We start from the raw sequence: 17,409 nt of genomic DNA, 5'->3' as shown, positions 1-17,409 counted from the left end.
CAAACCACAAACGTGATCCAGCGACGGGATAAATAATTGGCATTTGACAATTAAAGTGCACACTATTGAGTTCTCAAAGACCAGACACCACCCGTCAGCCCTATCACAAGGCTTCCGAACAGCAACTGTCTTGTGCCGCTTCCCCGGCGCTACTGAGTCAAACCCTGAGCGGTCCGGGCCTGGGAACGATGTTCACCATGCGGCCTGACAAGAATCTAAACTCTACACCCTCAAGCGAAAACTTTCAAATCTTCACTCAAGCGATCCGTAGGAGATCCGTTGTCCGCTTCAGCTCCGGGCCGCTTTCGCTTCCCGCACTGTCGCGCTGACAAGGGATTACATTACGCAGAATCTCGGTGCCCCGCAAACCGCGCCTGGATCTCGGGCGAGTCTCCGCATGATTCCGCCATTCTTGCCTCGCCCCACATCTGCGCGCCGGTGTGGGTCCCGGCCGCCAGAGCCCCCAAAACGGCCAAATCCCACCGCCTGCGTCGGTTTCCCGGGCGCGTTGCGCGCCGCGTCCTCCTCGCGGTCCCACCCCACCCGCTTCCCCGCACTCGCGCATACGCGGATGCTTAGATGGACGGGTGAACGAGCGCATCCCCCTGACTCCCCCGCCCACCCCGAGTGACTTCGGTTTTACCGTCGACGATCGCCTCGCCGCAGGCGGTGTCTCCGGGAGCGACGGCGCTCCACTCGGACGCGCGGGGACCATCCGCACACCGCACGGTGAAATCCAAACCCCCGCCTTCATACCCGTGGGCACGAAAGCAACGGTGAAGGCGGTGCTCCCCGAGAGCGTCACGCAGCTCGGCGGCCAGGCGGTACTCGCCAACGCGTACCACCTGTTCCTACAGCCGGGCTCGGACCTGGTCGACGAGGCCGGCGGTCTCGGTCGCTTCATGAACTGGGACGGCCCCACGTTCACCGACTCCGGCGGGTTCCAGGTGATGTCGTTGGGCGTCGGCTTCAAGAAGGTCATCTCCATGACGGAGTCAGCGCACTCCGACGCCGAGGTGATCGCGAAGAACAAGGAGCGCCTCGCCCACGTCGACGAGGACGGCGTGACATTCAAGTCGTTCATCAACGGGGATCGGCACCGCTTTACGCCCGAGGTGTCGATGGAGATCCAGCACCAGCTCGGCGCCGACATCATCTTCGCCTTCGACGAGTGCACCACCCTGCTCAACACGCGCGCCTACCAGGAGGACTCCGTGGCGCGCACCGCACGGTGGGCGGTCAGGTGCCTCGATGAGCACGCCAGGCAGACTTCGGACCGCACGCATCGCCCGTACCAGGCACTCTTTGGCGTGGTCCAGGGTGCGCAGTACGAGGATCTCCGTCGCTCAGCCGCCCGCGGCCTCGCGGAGATGACCGGGGCCGAGGCCGGGGATCAGCGCTTCGACGGATTCGGAATCGGCGGCGCGCTCGAGAAGAGCGAGCTCGGCACCATCGTGTCGTGGGTGTCCGACGAGCTTCCCGAGAACAAGCCGCGCCACCTCCTCGGGATCTCGGAACCCGACGATCTCTTCGCCGCGGTCGCCGCCGGTGCGGACACCTTCGACTGCGTGGCTCCGTCTCGGCAGGCCCGCGGCGGCAGCATGTACTCGGCCGGCGGCCGCATCAACGCGAAGTCAGCCGGCCAGCGCCGTCGCTTCGAGGCGATCGACGCGGAGTGCGACTGCTACACCTGCGAGAACTACACGGCCGCGTACCTGCACCACCTCTTCAAGGCGAAGGAGATGCTCGGCTCAACGCTCGCCACGATCCACAACGAGCGGTTCATCGTGCGGCTCGTCGAGCGCATCCGCGCGAGCATCATCGACGACACGTTCGCTGAGCTGCGCGACGAAGTGCTCGGCCGCTTCTACAGCCCCGAGTTTGCGCGGGAGGCCGCTGCGAAGCAGGCGTAGCCCGCGGTCCGCGCGCGTTCAGGCGCGGTCGCGCGCTGTCGCGCGCGTTCAGGCGCGGTCGCGCGCTGTCGCGCGCGTTCAGGCGCGGCCATGCAGGAGATCCGAACTCAGGCGGATGGATTCCGAAGAATCTCTCCGCCTGAGTTCGGATCTCCTGCGCGAGCTCGAAACGCGGACACCGGTCGAGGCCGGGGCGCACCGCCCCAGCGCGCACGATATGCGCCAGCGTCGCCCGCGCGGCGGCTACCGCGCGTGTGCGGTCTCGGCCGCTCGTACCCGCGCGATCACGCGCGTGGTGACCGGGAGGAGCACCACCTCGGCGAGCACCTTGATGCCGTACCCGAGCGCGGTGTAGCCGATGAAGTCCCAGCCCTCGAGCACGCCCCAGAATGCGATGGTGCAGAACACGACCGTGTCGACGACCTGTCCCACCACGGTCGAGGCGATCAGCCGCGTGCGGAGGAACCTGCCCGAGGTGCGGCGGCGCAGCCGCACGAGCACCCACGCGTTGATGAGCTGGCCGGCGAGGAACCCGCCGAGGCTCGCCGCGACGATCCGCGGCACGAAGCCGAGCACCGATTCAAACGCCGCCTGGTTCTCCCAGCCCGGGGCAGCCGGTGACAGCTGCGTCACCCAGATGGTGAGCGAGGCGAGCAGCGACAGCGCGAACGCCGTGAAGATCGCGCGGCGCGAGGCACGCAGCCCGTAGACCTCGGCGAGCACGTCGCCCACGATGTACACGAGCGGGAAGAGGAACACTCCCCCGTCAACGATGAACGGCCCGAGGGACACCGTGCCCCACTGGATCGGGCCGAAAGCGATCAGCTTCACGGCGACGATGTTCGAGATGAGCAGCAGCCCCACGAACACCGCCACGACGACCGCGTAGCGCGCGCCGGCCGCCGCGGCGCGGCCCCCGACGGTCACGTCCCTGGCCGCGTCTGGTTCGGATGATCCTACGGACGTCACCAGCGTGTTCCCCTCACTCATCGACCAGTCCCACCCCGAGTGCTCCTCGAATCATGTCCATGTTCAGTTTCGCCGCGACCCGCGCGCCGTTGCCGGCCGCGATGATGAGCTGCTGCGGGCCGGGCGGCACGATGTCGCCCACCGCGTATACGCCGCGCACCGCGGTCTCACCGCGCTCGTCCGTGACCACCAGGCCCCAGTCATCGCGCTCGATCGGCAGCTCCCCCATGAACTCGACGGGCGCGTGCCACCGCGGGCGCACGAAGCCGCCAACGCGGGCGATCACCTCGCCGTCCGAGAGCCGCACACCGGTCATGTCGGCCTTTTCGCCGACGATGTCGTCGATCTGGCGCCGCTCAACGCGGATCCCGATTGCCGCGAGCTGTGCCTCCTGCTCGGGCCGGATCGTGTCGGCGCCGTTCGTGAACACCACGAGGTCGGAGCTGAAGCGGCTGATGAGCAGCGCGCGGGCGAACAGGTCTGAGGTCTCGCCGATCAGCGCGAGCGGTTTGTCGGTCTTCTCGAAGCCATCGCACTCGACGCAGCTGTGCAGCGCCGTGCCGTAGTAGGCCCGGATCATCGGCAGCTCCGGGAGTTCCTCGGTGAGCCCGGTCGCGATCAGCACGCGCCGCGCCACGTGCTCCACGTCGGCGGCGCCCCGGATTCCGGTGCCGCGCACGCGGAAGCCAATGCCGTCGGGGAAGCCGACCGCGATCGCCTCATCGTGGCTGAGCGGCGCGATCTCGCGGGCGACCGCCTGCGAGAACTGGGCCGTGGGATACCCCTCGAACTCCTCGCGGCCGAGCCGGCGGAGTTCGAGCGGGGGCGCACCGTCGCGGGTGAGGAAGCCGTGCGACTGCATGGTCGCGGAGTGCCGCGGCCGATTGCTGTCGAGGATCGCGATCCTGCGGTTTGCACGCACGAGCTGCAGCCCCGCTGAGAGGCCGGCGGGGCCGCCGCCAATGATCGCGACACCAATCGGCGCTTCCTGCACCCGGTCAGACACGCTCGGTCTCCCTACTCGTCGTTTGCAGCCTGTGCGCTGAGGTGGTCCTCAAGCTTGCGCAGCCGGGCGAGAGTCTCGTCGCGGCCGAGCAGCTCGAACGACTCGAACAGCGGCGGGGACACCCGGCGGCCGGAGGCCGCAACGCGCAGCGCACCGAACGCCACCCGCGGCTTGAGCTCGAGCCCCTCGATGAGCGCGGCCTGGAGCGCATTCTGAATCGGCTCGGTGGCCCACTCCGCCTCCGGGATCGCTTCGAGCGCGGTGATACCCGCCGCGAGCACCTGGGGGGCGTCGCCCTTCAGCGACTTCAGCGCGTCGTCCTCGTACTGCAGCGCCTCGGCCGAGGTGAACAGGAAGCCGAGCATCGGCGTCACCTCGGACAGCACCGTGACGCGGCTCTGCACGAGCGGCACGGCGCGGCGCACGGTCTCGAGCTGCGCGGCACTCGGCTCGATCGGGAGGGCCCCGCCGGCGATGAGGTACGGCAGGATCCGCGACTCGAAGTCGGCCTCGGTGAGGAGGCGGATGTGGTCGGCGTTGATCGAGTCGGCCTTCTTCTGGTCGAAGCGTGCCGGGTTCGGGTTGACGTCGTGCACGTCGAACGCGGCAATCATCTCGGCGCTCGTGAACACATCGCGGTCGGGTGCCAGCGACCAGCCCAGCAGGGACAGGTAGTTCAGCAGCCCCTCGGGGATGAAGCCGCGCTCGCGGTGGTGCAGCAGGTTCGACTCGGGGTCGCGCTTCGACAGCTTCTTGTTGCCCTCGCCCAGCACATACGGCAGGTGGCCGAACTGCGGGATCGCCGCCTCGACGCCGAGCTCAACAAGCGCCGAGTGGAGCGCGATCTGGCGCGGAGTTGACGAGAGCAGGTCCTCACCGCGCAGCACGTGCGTGATCCCCATGAGCGCGTCGTCGACCGGGTTGACGAGCGTGTAGAGCGGTGCGCCGTTGGGGCGCACCACGACGAAGTCGATCGTGGCGCCGGCCGGGAACGTGATGTCGCCGCGGACGAGGTCCGTGAACGAGAGGTCGACGTCGGGTACGCGGAAGCGCAGCGCGGGCTGGCGCCCCTCGGCGCGGAACGCGGCGCGCTGCTCATCGCTGAGGTCGCGGTCGAAGTTGTCGTAGCCGAGCTGCTTGGGCCGGCCGGCCGCCTCGTTGCGCGCGTCGATCTCCTCGGCGGTCGAGAAGCTCTCGTAGAGGTGCCCCGCGGCGGTCAAGCGCGCGATGATGTCCTGGTAGATGTCGCCGCGCTGAGACTGGCGGTACGGGCCGTGCTCACCGCCCGCGTCGATCCCCTCGTCCCAGTCGAGCCCGAGCCAGCGCAGCGAGTCGAGGATCTGAGCGTAGCTCTCCTCGCTGTCGCGCGCGGCGTCGGTGTCCTCGATCCGGAACACGAAGGTGCCACCGGTGTGGCGCGCGTATGCCCAGTTGAACAGGGCGGTGCGCACCATGCCGACGTGGGGGGTTCCCGTCGGCGAGGGGCAGAAGCGGACGCGAACATCGGAGCCGGTCGCGGTTGAAAACTTGGGGGCATCAGTGTGTGACATCGCTGCTATCTTACCCTCGCCGGAGCGCGAGCAGGCGAACCGCGGTCGCCGCGCCGAGCACGATCAGTACCCCGGCAACCACCGACACGAGCGGGAAGCCGCCCGCGGCGAAGAGCGCCCCGGACGCCGCGCCGAAGAGTGCGCCCGCCGCGTTCATCGTGGTGTCTGACTGCCCCTGGCGTGCCGGGCGATCCGCGGCCGGGGTGAGCTCGGTGACGAGCGCGGCTCCGGCGACCGTCACCATGCACCAGCCGATCCCGAGCAGGATCAGCGCGGTCTGGATCACGGAGACCGACTCGCCGCCGAACCCGGTGCCGAGCGCCGCGAGCGCGAGCACGCCGAAGCCGGAGAGGATCACCGGGATCGCGCCGAGGCGGCTCGTGAGCATGCCGAACACTGGCGACAGCGCGTACATCCCCGCGATGTGCAGACTGATCGTGAGGCCGACGAGGGTGATGCTGCCGCCGTGGTCGGTGAGGTGGAGCGGGGTCATCGCCATGAGGCCCACCATCACCGCGTGAGCGAGTGCAACCATGGCGATCGCGAGGTACTGCGGCAGGGCCGAGGCGCGCGCCGCCGGAGCAGCCTCGTCGGGCGCGGTGGGAGCAGCCTGGCCGCGCTCGGCCGGAGTCGCTCCGGCGCGCGCGGCCGGCTCATCCGTCAGCGCGGCAAGACGCTGGGCCTCGAGCAGCGGATCCGGCCGCAGCCCGATCCAGACCACGAGCCCGGCGGCAATCTGCGCGGCGATCGTGAAGAAGAAAATACCGGAGAGGCCGGGCAGGCCGAGCGCCTCTCCGAGCAGCTCCCCCGGACCGATGAGGTTGGGGCCGGTGACCGCGCCAATGGTGATCGACCACACCACGAGCGAGAGGTCGCGCGCCCGCCGCTGCGGCACCGCGAGGTCGGTGGCGGCGAAGCGCGACTGCAGTTGCACCGCGACCGCGACGCCGAGCACTCCCAGGCCGACGAAAAGCAGCGCCGACACGTGCAGCGCTGACGCGACGACCACGAGCACCGCCCCCAGCACGGCGATCGCGTTGCCCGTGGCGAGGGCGATCCGGCGCCCGCGGCGCGCGGCGAGCCGGGCGAGCGGCACGCCGGCGATTGCGGCGCCGACCGCGTTCATAGTGGAGCCGAAGCCCGAGAGCGCCGGGTTCCCCGTGATGTCGGCGATGAGGAGCGCGCCCGCGGAGAGCGAGGCGCCCACGCCGAGCCCGCCGAGGATCGTGGCGAGCGCGAGCACACCGACCATCCGCCGCTGCAGCGCTGCCACCCGCTGGGGTGTCGCGACGTTCCCGCTGCCCGGGCCGGACTGCGCCGTCATGCTCACGCCACCGGCTCCAGCCCCCAGCGAGCCCCATCGACGGTGGCAAGCAGGCGCTTCGCGAGGCGCACCTGCGGGCTCTCGTTTGCGGTAACCATCGAGACCAGCCCGATCGTGCGGTAGCGGGGCGGGTCGAGGGTGACCGCGCGGGCGTCGTCCGGGAGGGTGCGCGCGGCCGCGAGCGCGAGGCCGGGCACGAGCGCGACCGCTCCACCCGCCGCCGCCATCGCGAGCATCGCCGGCACGTTGTCGGTCTCCTGGATGATGTCGGGTTCGAAGCCGGCCTCGCCCGCGGCGGAGAGCAGGTGGCCCCGACACTTCTCGCAGCCCGCGATCCAGTGCTCCTCGGAGAAGTCGCCGAGGCGGGCGCTGTCGCCGCCGATCTCACGCTCGTCAGAGACGACGAGGCGCACCTCCTCGCGCCAGAGCGGGAGGAACGCGCTGCCTGCGGGCAGCTCTGCGGCGCCCTCGTAGTCGAAGATCAGCGCGCAGTCGACCTCGCCGTCGCGCAGCATCGCCGTGGCCGAGGGCGGCTCGGCCTCGCGGTACTGGAGCGCGACGTCTGGCGCTTCGGTGGCCAGCTCCCGCATGAGGGCCGGCACCACCGTTGCCGACGCCGAGGGGAAGCCGACGAGCCGGAGCGTGCCCGCGCGCTCCCCGCGCAGGTCGTCGATCGCCGCGAGGGCAGCGTCGATCTCGGTGACCACCGTGCGGCCGTGATCCGCGAGGATCCGGCCCGCCGGGGTCAGCCTGATCCCGCGACCGCTGCGCTCGATGAGCGGCACCGCCAGGCGCGTCTCCACGCGCTTGATGCGCTGGCTCACGGCTGGCTGGCTGAGACCGAGACTCGCCGCGGCGGCGGTGAGGGATCCGGTGGTGGCCAGCGCGTGGAGGATGCGCAGCTCGGTTGAGTCGATCGAGCCGAGCGGGTCGGCGGTGCGTGTGCTCGTCATGGGGCGATTCTACATCGAATCATAATTCCAAGTGAGGCAAAGCATAAGAATGATTCTCTTTCATTATGTCTCCGGGTGCTTTACCCTGGCCGCATGCGCACCCAGACCCGCGGAGCACACACATCCGCAGCCAACTGGGCGGGGCAGTTTGCCGCCGGCCCCGGCTATCTTTCCGCCTGCACGGCGGGCCTGCCGAGCGACGCGACCGTCGACGCCATGCAGGCGTTCATCGCGCGCTGGGCTGGCGGCGGGCTCGACGCGCGCGCGATCAGCGCGCAGGCGGAGCGCTGCCGCGAGCTGTTCGCCACCATCGCCGGGGTCGCGCCGGCGCGCGTCGCGCTCGGCTCGCAGATCTCACAGCTCGTCTCGATCGTGGCCACTGCCGTGCCGGATCAGGCAGAGGTGCTCTGCGCCACGGGCGACTTCGCCTCGCTCACGCACCCGTTCGAACAGCTCGCGGCGCGAGGCGTGCGCGTGCGCTACGCCCCCGTGTCAGAGCTCGCCGCCGCGGTCGACGAGCGCACCGCCCTGGTCGCGTTCTCGCTCGTGCAGTCCGCCTCGGGTGAGATCGCGGACCACGCGGCCATCCGCGCCGCAGCCGCGCGGGTGGGGGCCCGCACGCTCGTCGACCTCACCCAGTCGCTCGGCTGGCTCCCCGTCGGCGCCGAGGGGTTCGACTTCACCGTGTGCCACGCGTACAAGTGGCTGTGCGCGCCGCGCGGCACCGCGTTCCTCACGGTGGCCCCGGGACTCGACGACGAGCTCACCCCGCTCGCCGCGGGCTGGTGCTCCGCCGACGACGTGTGGTCGTCCTGCTACGCCGGGCACACCCCGCTCGCCGCGGGGGCCGGCCGCTTCGACGTCTCCCCCGTCTGGCCCGCGATTGCCGGCACCGAGGTCGCGCTCCGCGAGTGCACCGAGCGCGACCCGGCGGCCGTGCTCGCGCACACCGTTGGACTCGCCAACGAGGCCCGCGCCATGCTCGGACTCCCCGCGGGCGACTCGGCAATCGTCACCTGGGCAGACCCCGACGGCGCAGACCTCGCGGCGATGCAGCACGGCGGCATCACTGCCTCAGGCCGCGCCGGCAACGCGCGCATCTCGTTCCATCTCTGGAATACCTCGGAGGACGTGGCGCAGCTCGCCGCGGCGCTCGGCCGCTAGCGCGCGCCCGCGATCGCCTCCGCCTGACGGCGGTCCTCCTCCGTGGCCACGAGCTGCCCGCACGCCCCGTCGATCTCCTTGCCGCGGGTGTCGCGCAGCGTCGTGGGGATGCCCGCGGCGTTGAGCCGGTCCACGAACTCGCGGGTCACCTCGCGGGTCGAGGAGGTCCAGATCGAGCCGGGCGTCGGGTTCAGCGGGATCGGGTTGACGTGCACCCAGCCACGGCCGCGCGAGTTGAGGCGCTCAGCGAGCAGGTCGGCGCGCCACCCGTGGTCGTTCATGTCCTTGATCAGGGCGTACTCGATCGACACGCGGCGCCCGGTCTTCTCGTAGTAGCCGTACGCGGCGTCGAGCACCTCATCGACCTTCCACCGGCTGTTCACCGGGATGAGCTCGTCGCGGAGCAGATCGTCGGGGGCGTGCAGCGACAGCGCGAAGGTGATCGGGATCTCCTCGTCGGCAAGCTTGCGGATCGCCGGCGCGAGGCCGACCGTGGACACGGTGATCCCGCGCGCCGACATGCCGAGCCCCTCGGGCGACGGCGCAATCATGCGGTGCACCGCGTTCATCACGCGCTTGTAGTTGGCGAGCGGCTCGCCCATGCCCATGAACACGATGTTGTTGACGCGCTCTGCCTCCGCACCGTTGCCCTCCTCGCGGGCGCGGCCGAGTCCGCCCTCGGCGATGACGCGGTTTGCCTGCACCACCTGGTCGAGGATCTCGGCGGTCGACATGTTTCGGGTGAGGCCGGCCTGGCCCGTGGCGCAGAACGGGCAGTTCATGCCGCAGCCGCACTGGCTCGACACGCACAGCGTGATGCGGCCCGGGTAGCGCATGAGCACCGACTCCACGAGGGCGCCGTCGAAGAGGCGCCACAGGAACTTGATCGTCGCCCCGTCGTCGGTGACGAGCCGCTTCACCTCGGTGAGCAGCGGCGGGAAGAACGCCTCGGCGATCGCCTCGCGACTGTCCTTCGGCAGGTCAGTCATCTGCGCGGCGTCCGACACGTACTGGTCGAAGTACTGCTTCGAGATCTGCTTCGCGCGGAACTTTGGCAGGCCGAGCTCCACGATCTTCGCCTCGCGCTCAGCGAGCGGGAGGTCGGCAAGGTGCGTGTCCGGCTGCTTCACGCGCGGGGAAGCGAACTGCAGCGTGGGGCGGCCATCGGGCGTGGTGAGCTGCTCCCAGCCCTCCGCCTTCGGGCGCACCTGCGGGCGCGCCGCCAAGCCGCCACGGTTGGGGCGGGTCTTGATCAGTTTGGGCTCTTCGGCACCGCGATCGTGATTGAGCTTGTTTGGATCCACCGCTCTATTGTCGCAGGTCGAGCTGCGTGCTCGCGTCGCGGCCTGCGCCGGGCCCGAAAGCCGGGGTGCTCAGGCGCGGCCGGGGTCGAGGAGGCGGGAGCGAATCAGAAACCGCAGCCCCTCGGGGGCCTCGAGCGAGAAGCCGCTCCCCCGCCCAGGAACTGCGTCGACCGTGAGGTGGGTGTGCGCCCAGACGCCGAACTGCTCGCGCGACATCCAAAACGCGATCTCGCGCTCGGCCTCGTCTGCCGCGCCGCGCTCGGCCGCCGCACCCGCGGCCGCGCTGTCCTCGGCTGCGCTGTCCGCGGCCGCGCCACCGCGCGGCGGGAGTTCGAGCGTGCCGAGCAGCACGTCCTGGCCGCCAGTGCGGAACTCGCCCGCTTGATAACACATCGGGGCACTGCCATCGCAGCACCCGCCCGACTGGTGGAACATGAGCGGGCCGTGCATGGCCCACAGCCGCTCGATCAGATCGAGCGCCGCGGGCGTGAATGCGAGCCGGCTCTCGGTCTCACCCGCCACCTCGGGCCGGGCCGCGACCGTACCGGGAACCGGGGCACTCGCCACGGGCGGCGGGACCGGCGCCCCGGCCGCGTCGCACGTCTCACCCGGCGCGGCGCTGGCAATCGTCTGCTCGGACATGTGACACATCCTCTCCGCGGCAGCGTCGCCGCGTCTCTTCAGGCTACGCCTCGCCGGGGCGGACCGGAAGGCCCGCCACCGCGAGACCGGTCGGGCGTGCGCCGCGGAACACTCCGCGGCGCACGCCCGCGCGGACGCTAGCTCGCGGCGAGCCGCAGCACGACGCGGCCGTCGATCTTGCCGGCGCGCATCTCGTCGAGCACCGCGTTCACGTCCTCGAGCGGGCGCTCGGCGACGGTCGGGTGGATCAGCCCACGCGCGTAGAAGTCGAGCGCCTCGATCATGTCCTGCCGCGTCCCGACAATCGAGCCGCGGATCGTGAGCCCCTTCAGCACGATGTCGAAGATCGGCGCCGGGAAGTCCCCGGGCGGCAGACCGTTGAACACGATCGTGCCGCCGCGGCGGGTCATTCCGATCGCCTGACCGAACGCTGACGGGTGCACGGCGGTGACGAGCACCCCGTGCGTGCCGCCCGTCTCACGCTGGATCGCCTCGACCGGATCCTCCGTGAGCGCGTTCACCGTGACCTCGGCACCGTGCTGCTTGGCGAGCGCCAGCTTGTCGTCGGAGATGTCGACCGCCGCGACGCGCATGCCCATCGCCACGGCGTACTGCACCGCGATGTGGCCGAGCCCGCCGATGCCGGAGATCACGACCCACTGCCCCGGGCGCACGCCGGTGACCTTGAGCCCCTTGTACACCGTGACGCCAGCGCAGAGCACGGGCGCGACCTCGACCGGATCGGATCCGGCGGGCACGATCGCCGCGTACTCCGCGTCGACGAGCATGTACTCGGCAAACGAACCGTCGACCGAGTAGCCGCCGTTCTGCTGCTGCTCGCAAAGGGTCTCCCAGCCCGTGCGGCAGAACTCGCAGTGCCCGCACGCCGACCACAGCCACGCGTTGCCCACGAGGTCACCAACGGCGACGTTCGTGACCCCGTCGCCGATCGCCTCGACGATGCCAACCCCCTCGTGTCCGGGAATAAACGGCGGACTCGGCTTCACCGGCCAGTCGCCCTCAACCGCGTGGAGGTCGGTGTGGCACACGCCGGTCGTGAGCACGCGCACGAGCGCCTGCCCCGGCCCCGGCGTGGGGACCGCGTGCTCGGCAACGTCGAGGGGCTTCCCAAACGCGGGGACTGCCGCCGCGCGCATCGTCTGTGTGGTCATCGTGTCCTGTCCTTTGTTCTCAATGGGTGTGGGCGGGTGTGGCCGGCTCAAAAGAAGCCGTCGGCAGACTCGCGGTAGCTCACCAGCAGGTTCTTGGTCTGCTGGTAGTGATCGAGCATCATGAGGTGGTTCTCACGGCCGATCCCGCTCGACTTGTAGCCGCCGAACGCGGCGTGGGCCGGGTAAGCGTGGTAGTTGTTGACCCACACACGGCCGGCCTGGATGGCGCGGCCCGCGCGGTACGCGGTGTTGCCGCTGCGGCTCCATACCCCGGCGCCCAGGCCGTAGAGGGTGTCGTTCGCGATCCGGACCGCGTCGTCGAAGTCGGTGAACGTGGTCGCCGAGACGACGGGGCCGAAGATCTCCTCCTGGAAGATCCGCATCGAGTTGTCGCCGCGGAAAATGGTCGGCTGAATGTAGAACCCGTCCGCGAACTCGCCACCCAGATCCGCCACCTCGCCGCCGGTGAGCACCTGTGCGCCCTCTTGCTTGCCGATGTCGAGGTAGGAGCGGATCTTCTCGAACTGGTCGTTCGACGCCTGCGCACCCATCATCGTGTCGGTGTCGAGCGGGTTGCCGCGCGTGATCAGCTCGGTGCGCTCCACGACCGCGTCGAGGAAAGCGCCCGCGATCGACTCCTGGATGAGCGCGCGCGACGGGCACGTGCAGACCTCACCCTGATTGAGGGCGAACATGGTGAAGCCCTCCTTCGCCTTGTCGAAGTACGCGTCGTCCTGGGCCATGACGTCTTCGAAGAACAGGTTCGGGCTCTTCCCGCCGAGCTCAAGCGTGACGGGGATGATGTTCTCCGACGCGTACTGCATGATCAGCCGGCCCGTGGTGGTCTCGCCGGTGAACGCAATCTTGCGGATCCGCGGGCTCGTGGCGAGCGGCTTGCCAGCCTCCGCGCCGAAGCCGTTGACGATGTTGACCACGCCCGCAGGCAGCAGGTCGCCGATGAGCTCGAACAGCACGAGGATCGACGCCGGCGTCTGCTCGGCCGGCTTCAGCACGATCGCGTTCCCCGCGGCGAGGGCCGGCGCGAGCTTCCACGTGGCCATGAGGATCGGAAAGTTCCACGGGATGATCTGCCCCACCACGCCGAGCGGCTCGTGGAAGTGGTACGCCACCATGTCCTCGTTGATCTGAGACAGGCCGCCCTCCTGGGCCCGGATCGCGCCCGCGAAGTACCGGAAGTGGTCGATCGCGAGCGGGATGTCGGCGTTGAGGGTCTCGCGGACCGCCTTGCCGTTGTCCCACGTCTCCGCGACGGCGATGAGCTCGAGATTCTGCTCCATGCGGTCGGCGATCTTATTCAGGATGACCGCGCGCTCGGCGGGGCTCGTCTGTCCCCAGGCCGGCGCGGCGGCGTGGGCGGCGTCAAGCGCCGCGTCGATGTCCGCGGCCGTGCCGCGCGCGACCTCACAGAACGCCTTGCCCGTGATCGGGGTGACGTTCTCGAAGTACTGGCCGCCCACCGGCGGCACCCACTCGCCACCGATGTAGTGCTCGTACCGACTCTTGAAAGTTACGAGCGAATCGGGCTGTCCCGGGGCTGCGTATACGGTCATGGCGCGTCTCCTTTGACGTCAGTGTCGAAAGCCGGGATCGTCTCCCGGTGCTCCCGACGCTACGACGCCGACCGTTGCATTCGCGTTGCATTCGCGTTTCCGCGGGATTTCAGTGCCCCGTCCCGCCCCGCGCGGTGGCGGGGCGGGGCGGGGGCTGCGGCTGCGGCTGCGGCTGCGGCTGCGGCGGGGCTGTCGCGGCAGCGGGGCGGTCAGCGGGGGGCGGGGCGGTCAGCGTGGGGCGGCGCCGAGCGTTTCGAGCCGCGCAACCACGCGCGCCCGCTTGGGCGACTGCGGCGGGAGCACCTGCAGCAGGGTCTCCCACACGTGGGCGTCGCCCGTGGCCCAGTGCTGCGCGTAATCGTAGAGCGCGTCCGGGCTCGCGTGCTCCAGCATCGCCTCGCGCAGCGTGGCGTCGACCTCCGCGCGGAGCGCCTCGACGACCGGGGCCGCCGAGGCCGGCAGCACCGGCCCGGAGTAGGCGGCGAGCACGGCCGCCGCCGCCCCGCTCGCGAGCGCGTCGAGCGTGTCCGTCGCGTCGACCCGCAGCGGGCCCACCAGCCGGTACGGGCGCGAGCTCAGCACGAGCGGCACCCGCTCGGCCTCGCACCAGCGCCGCAACCGCACCAGCTCCGCCCGGAGCGTCTGCTCAGAGCTGCGCTGCCCGTACACCTGCTCGGCGAGGGTTGCAGCCGCGCGCCCCTGCGGCGCCGCCGCGAGCGCGAGCAGGATCTCCGCGTGCCGGCCCGTGAGCGCTGCCGCGCCGTCCGCCCACTCAAGCAACGCGGGGTCGCGGCCGAGCACGAGCAGGCGGGGCACGAACGGCTCTGGCGCGCGCTCGGAGCTCGGCGGGGCGACCGCGGAAGCGTCCGGGTGCCCGGCGCTGGCGGGCGACCCGCGCGGGGGCCCCACCACGGAACGGCCCGCCGCTGAGCCGCCGGCCGCGGCACCGCCGGCCGCCCCGGCGGGCCCGTCTGGCCGCGGGCGGTTCAGCAGCAGCCGCAGCGAGGCGAGCTGCAGCTCCGCCTCGATCGCCGCGAGCGTGGCTTGCAGTAGCGGCAGCAGGTGCGGTGAGGCCGCGTTGTCGCCACCCGTCACGTCGACCACGCCAATGATCGCGCCGGTCATCGGGTCGTGCACCGGCGCGGCCGTGCAGCTCCAGTCGTGCGCCGCGCGGTTGAAGTGCTCGGCCCCGAGCACCTGAATTGCGTGGTCAAGCGCGAGCGCGCTGCCCGGCGCGCTCGTGCCGACGGAGCGCTCGGACCAGTCCATGCCGGGGACGAACCCCATCTCGGCGGCGCGCGTGCGCAGTACGGAGTCGCCGTCGACCCAGAGCAGGCGCCCGGCCGCATCACCCACGGCGACGATCAGGCCGGAGTCGCGCGCCTCGTCGAAGAGCAGCTTTCGCACCACCGGCAGGGCCTGCGAGAGCGGGTGCGTGCGGCGCAGCTCGCTCAGCTCGTCGGCGTCGAGCGCCGGGCGATCGAGCACCCGGTTCGGGTCGATCGTGCCGCGCTGCGACCTGAGCCACGATTCGAGCACCACGGGGCGCAGCTCGGGCGCGCGCCCAAAACGCTCGCGAAGCTCGGTCTCAGCTTCCGCGCTCTCCGGTCCGAAGCCCCCGAGATGGCCGAGGAATCGCTCGTGCGCGAGTTCAAGCTGTCGCCTCCTGGCGCGCACAGATTCGCCGCGCCCCAGAGCCTGCCATACGCTCGACACACCGACACCTCCTCCTCGCGGCCCCACTGCTCCCGAGCGTACCCGAGCGCGGGCGGACGCGGGAGCCCCGTGCCCGGTTCCCCCAGCGGATTGGCACCTGGCAGCGCCCGCGGCCCGCGGCCCGCGGCCCGCGGCCCGCCTAGCGTGAGCCGCCGGAGCCGCGCCGCCTGCCGCGCACCGCAGCGCGGAGCGGGCGCTGCGCGCGGTGCGAGAGGCGGCGTCGCATCTTCAGCGTCATGAGCGCGAACGCCCCAACAAGGAGGGCGGCAACGAGCGCGCCGCCGATCCAGGCGTCGGGGATCAGCCCGACGATCCCGATGAACGCGACGGCCAGGAGCAGCAGCATCTCGCGCAGCTCGTTGCCGAACTGCTGCCGCCGGGCCGGCCGGGCGCGCACCACCGCGAGCTGCTGCTCACCGACGCCGAGCCGCGCCCGCGTCGACGCGTCGATAAAAATCGTGGGGATATCAGGGTGCACGCCCAGCGTGTCGCGGGCGCCCGGGAACCGGCCGCCCCACGTTCCCCCGGAGACCCGCACGCGCTCCTGCCACACGTCGTCCGGCAGTTCAAACGCTTTGATCACCACGGTCGGCACTACGCCGTCGCTGCCCGGCGATCCTTCCAGCACCACGTAGTCGCCGCTGGTCACCCCGAGCAGCTGCAGCGACAGCGCGCTCATCAGGCACACCTCGCGCTCCGTGCTCGCCGGGTCGGCGAGTGTGACGCGGAACGAAACGTAGTTGGGGATCCCCAGCAGCGCGTCGAAGCCGGTGGGCCGGCTCACCTCGACGGGGCGCACCACCGCGCGCTCTCCCACCTCGAGGCCCGCGCCCATCCGGATCATGTGGTCGATCTCAATCGTGTCGGGCGCCGCGTCTGGCGCCGCGTCCGCGCGCTCGCGGTACACGGTGGCCACCACGCGCGGTGCGGCGGGGCCGACCTCCTGGGCGAGCGCCTCGGAGACCACCTCGACGTGGTGCGGATCTCCGAGCACGCGCTGCAGCTCTGCCCCGAGCCGCACCACGGAGATGCCCTTCCGCTCAAGCAGATCGTGGGTGCGCGCAACCGTCACGTGGAGCCGGTCACCCGCGTGCCCGGGCTCCGCCGACACGCTACGCAGCTCGGGCGCGACCACGGTGAAGTGTTCGCCGTATCGCTGCGCGGCACGACCGATCTGGTCGGGGAGCTCCGCCAGGGGGTTCTCCAGCAGCACGAGGCCCGCCTCGCGCAGCACGCGCGCCGAGGCCGCGGGTGCGGCGCCAGCGAGCGTGAGCGGGGCGGCGGCGCTCCCCCACGCGGCGGCGATCCCCGGCTCGCGCAGCATGCGCAAGAGCAGCGCGCTCTGCGTGCCGAAGCGGCGGCCGACGCTCGGCTCGGGCTCCCCGGTCGTGGCCCCCATCACGAAGCCACCGTCCGCGTCGCCCAGGTACCCGCCCAGAGCGACGTACGCGTACGCGCCGCGCAGGGTCTCCCCCGTCTGCAGCTGAATCTCGGCATCCGCGATCCAGACGCGCCGGTACCACGGTGTCTCCGTGCGGTCGACGGCGCGCAGCTGAGATCGGCTGAGGAACTGCACGGCGAGCTCGATCTGCGCGCCGGGCTCCGGGAAAATGGTGGCGGGGACGTAGCCGAGCGACGCGACGAAGCCGGCGAAGCCGACCCGAAGGCCGGTCACGCGCGCGCGCAGCGAGGGCACCATCAGCACCCCCGGCTCGGTCCCAAACTTGTGCCGCAGCTGCGCGGGCGACGCGTTCGAGCCGATCGCGAGGACCGGAACGAGGCCGTCGGCGACCACGCCGAGCCCCTCCTCCAGCACGCTGTTGAGGTGGGGAAGCGTGGTCGTCGAGAGGCCCAGCCGCTCGGCCGACGGCGCGTCAAGCTGTACGCGCGTGGTCCCGAGCCGCTGTGCCGCGGAGCGCTCCCAGTCGAGGGGCTCGCTCCAGCGGTCGCGGATCGGCCACACCCGGTCCTGCGTGATCACCACCGAGCCAGCCGGGTGCACCCCCGGGTAGCTCAGGGGCCGCACCCGGGGGGCCTGATCCGCGGCGAACTCCGGGCCGTCTGCGGCGGCTGAGCCGGCCGCGTCGGTCTCGGGGCGCGCCCCGTCGCTGTGTTCCCCCACCCG

Annotated in this window: 13 protein-coding genes; 2 read left to right on the top strand and 11 right to left on the bottom strand. The window is 71.0% G+C overall.

Annotated features, from left to right (window positions below):
* Positions 1 to 587 precede the first annotated feature (587 nt).
* Positions 588 to 1,913, top strand: coding sequence for a tRNA guanosine(34) transglycosylase Tgt (gene tgt, locus EV139_RS03160; protein WP_241988950.1), 1,326 nt, complete (start codon positions 588 to 590; stop codon positions 1,911 to 1,913).
* A gap of 243 nt (positions 1,914 to 2,156) precedes the next feature.
* Here the strand turns inward: tgt and EV139_RS03155 are convergent, their stop codons facing one another.
* The 5 genes from EV139_RS03155 to EV139_RS03135 are packed head-to-tail and all read right to left on the bottom strand — an operon-like array spanning position 2,157 to position 7,715.
* Positions 2,157 to 2,903, bottom strand: coding sequence for a queuosine precursor transporter (locus EV139_RS03155; RefSeq protein ID WP_130452832.1), 747 nt, complete (start codon positions 2,901 to 2,903; stop codon positions 2,157 to 2,159).
* Positions 2,896 to 3,888: an NAD(P)/FAD-dependent oxidoreductase gene (locus tag EV139_RS03150; protein WP_130452831.1), complete on the bottom strand. Its 993-nt coding sequence runs from the start codon at positions 3,886 to 3,888 to the stop codon at positions 2,896 to 2,898. The genes EV139_RS03155 and EV139_RS03150 overlap by 8 nt, the downstream gene beginning before the upstream one ends.
* Positions 3,889 to 3,899: 11 nt before the next feature.
* Positions 3,900 to 5,438: a glutamate--tRNA ligase gene (gene gltX / locus EV139_RS03145; RefSeq protein WP_130452830.1), complete on the bottom strand. Its 1,539-nt coding sequence runs from the start codon at positions 5,436 to 5,438 to the stop codon at positions 3,900 to 3,902.
* A 10-nt stretch (positions 5,439 to 5,448) separates the two neighbouring features.
* Positions 5,449 to 6,762 carry an MFS transporter gene (locus tag EV139_RS03140; protein WP_130452829.1) on the bottom strand — a complete coding sequence of 438 codons (1,314 nt, stop codon included), beginning with the start codon at positions 6,760 to 6,762 and terminating at the stop codon, positions 5,449 to 5,451.
* 2 nt (positions 6,763 to 6,764) lie between these two features.
* Positions 6,765 to 7,715 carry a LysR family transcriptional regulator gene (locus EV139_RS03135; RefSeq protein ID WP_130452828.1) on the bottom strand — a complete coding sequence of 317 codons (951 nt, stop codon included), beginning with the start codon at positions 7,713 to 7,715 and terminating at the stop codon, positions 6,765 to 6,767.
* A gap of 93 nt (positions 7,716 to 7,808) precedes the next feature.
* On the opposite strand from EV139_RS03135, the gene EV139_RS03130 reads away from it, so the two are divergent.
* A complete protein-coding gene (locus EV139_RS03130; protein ID WP_130452827.1) occupies positions 7,809 to 8,879 on the top strand; it encodes an aminotransferase class V-fold PLP-dependent enzyme in 1,071 nt (356 codons plus the stop codon).
* Here EV139_RS03130 and rlmN read toward each other — a convergent pair.
* The 6 genes from rlmN to EV139_RS03100 all read right to left on the bottom strand — a co-directional run bounded on the left by rlmN (position 8,876) and on the right by EV139_RS03100 (position 17,406).
* Complete coding sequence (gene rlmN, locus EV139_RS03125) at positions 8,876 to 10,183, bottom strand: dual-specificity RNA methyltransferase RlmN (RefSeq protein ID WP_130452826.1); 1,308 nt, start codon at positions 10,181 to 10,183, stop codon at positions 8,876 to 8,878. The genes EV139_RS03130 and rlmN overlap by 4 nt on opposite strands.
* A gap of 69 nt (positions 10,184 to 10,252) precedes the next feature.
* Positions 10,253 to 10,825 (bottom strand): DUF779 domain-containing protein, encoded by a 573-nt coding sequence (locus EV139_RS03120; protein WP_130452825.1) that lies wholly within the window; start codon positions 10,823 to 10,825, stop codon positions 10,253 to 10,255.
* A gap of 137 nt (positions 10,826 to 10,962) precedes the next feature.
* Entirely contained in the window at positions 10,963 to 11,982 is a 1,020-nt protein-coding gene (gene adhP, locus EV139_RS03115; RefSeq protein WP_130452900.1) for an alcohol dehydrogenase AdhP, read from the bottom strand.
* Positions 11,983 to 12,044: 62 nt separating this feature from the next.
* On the bottom strand, positions 12,045 to 13,568 hold the full coding sequence (exaC, locus tag EV139_RS03110; protein WP_130452824.1) for an acetaldehyde dehydrogenase ExaC: 1,524 nt from the start codon (positions 13,566 to 13,568) through the stop codon (positions 12,045 to 12,047).
* A gap of 228 nt (positions 13,569 to 13,796) precedes the next feature.
* Positions 13,797 to 15,284: a GAF domain-containing protein gene (locus EV139_RS03105; RefSeq protein WP_130452823.1), complete on the bottom strand. Its 1,488-nt coding sequence runs from the start codon at positions 15,282 to 15,284 to the stop codon at positions 13,797 to 13,799.
* Positions 15,285 to 15,423: 139 nt separating this feature from the next.
* Positions 15,424 to 17,406 (bottom strand): gamma-glutamylcyclotransferase, encoded by a 1,983-nt coding sequence (locus tag EV139_RS03100; RefSeq protein WP_130452822.1) that lies wholly within the window; start codon positions 17,404 to 17,406, stop codon positions 15,424 to 15,426.
* Between the last annotated feature and the right edge of the window lie 3 nt (positions 17,407 to 17,409).

It is taken from the genome of Leucobacter luti, from assembly GCF_004217175.1.
Taxonomy (GTDB): domain Bacteria; phylum Actinomycetota; class Actinomycetes; order Actinomycetales; family Microbacteriaceae; genus Leucobacter; species Leucobacter luti.
Note: the sequence above shows the minus strand (reverse complement) of the source record. Positions and strands in the feature narration are given on the sequence as shown.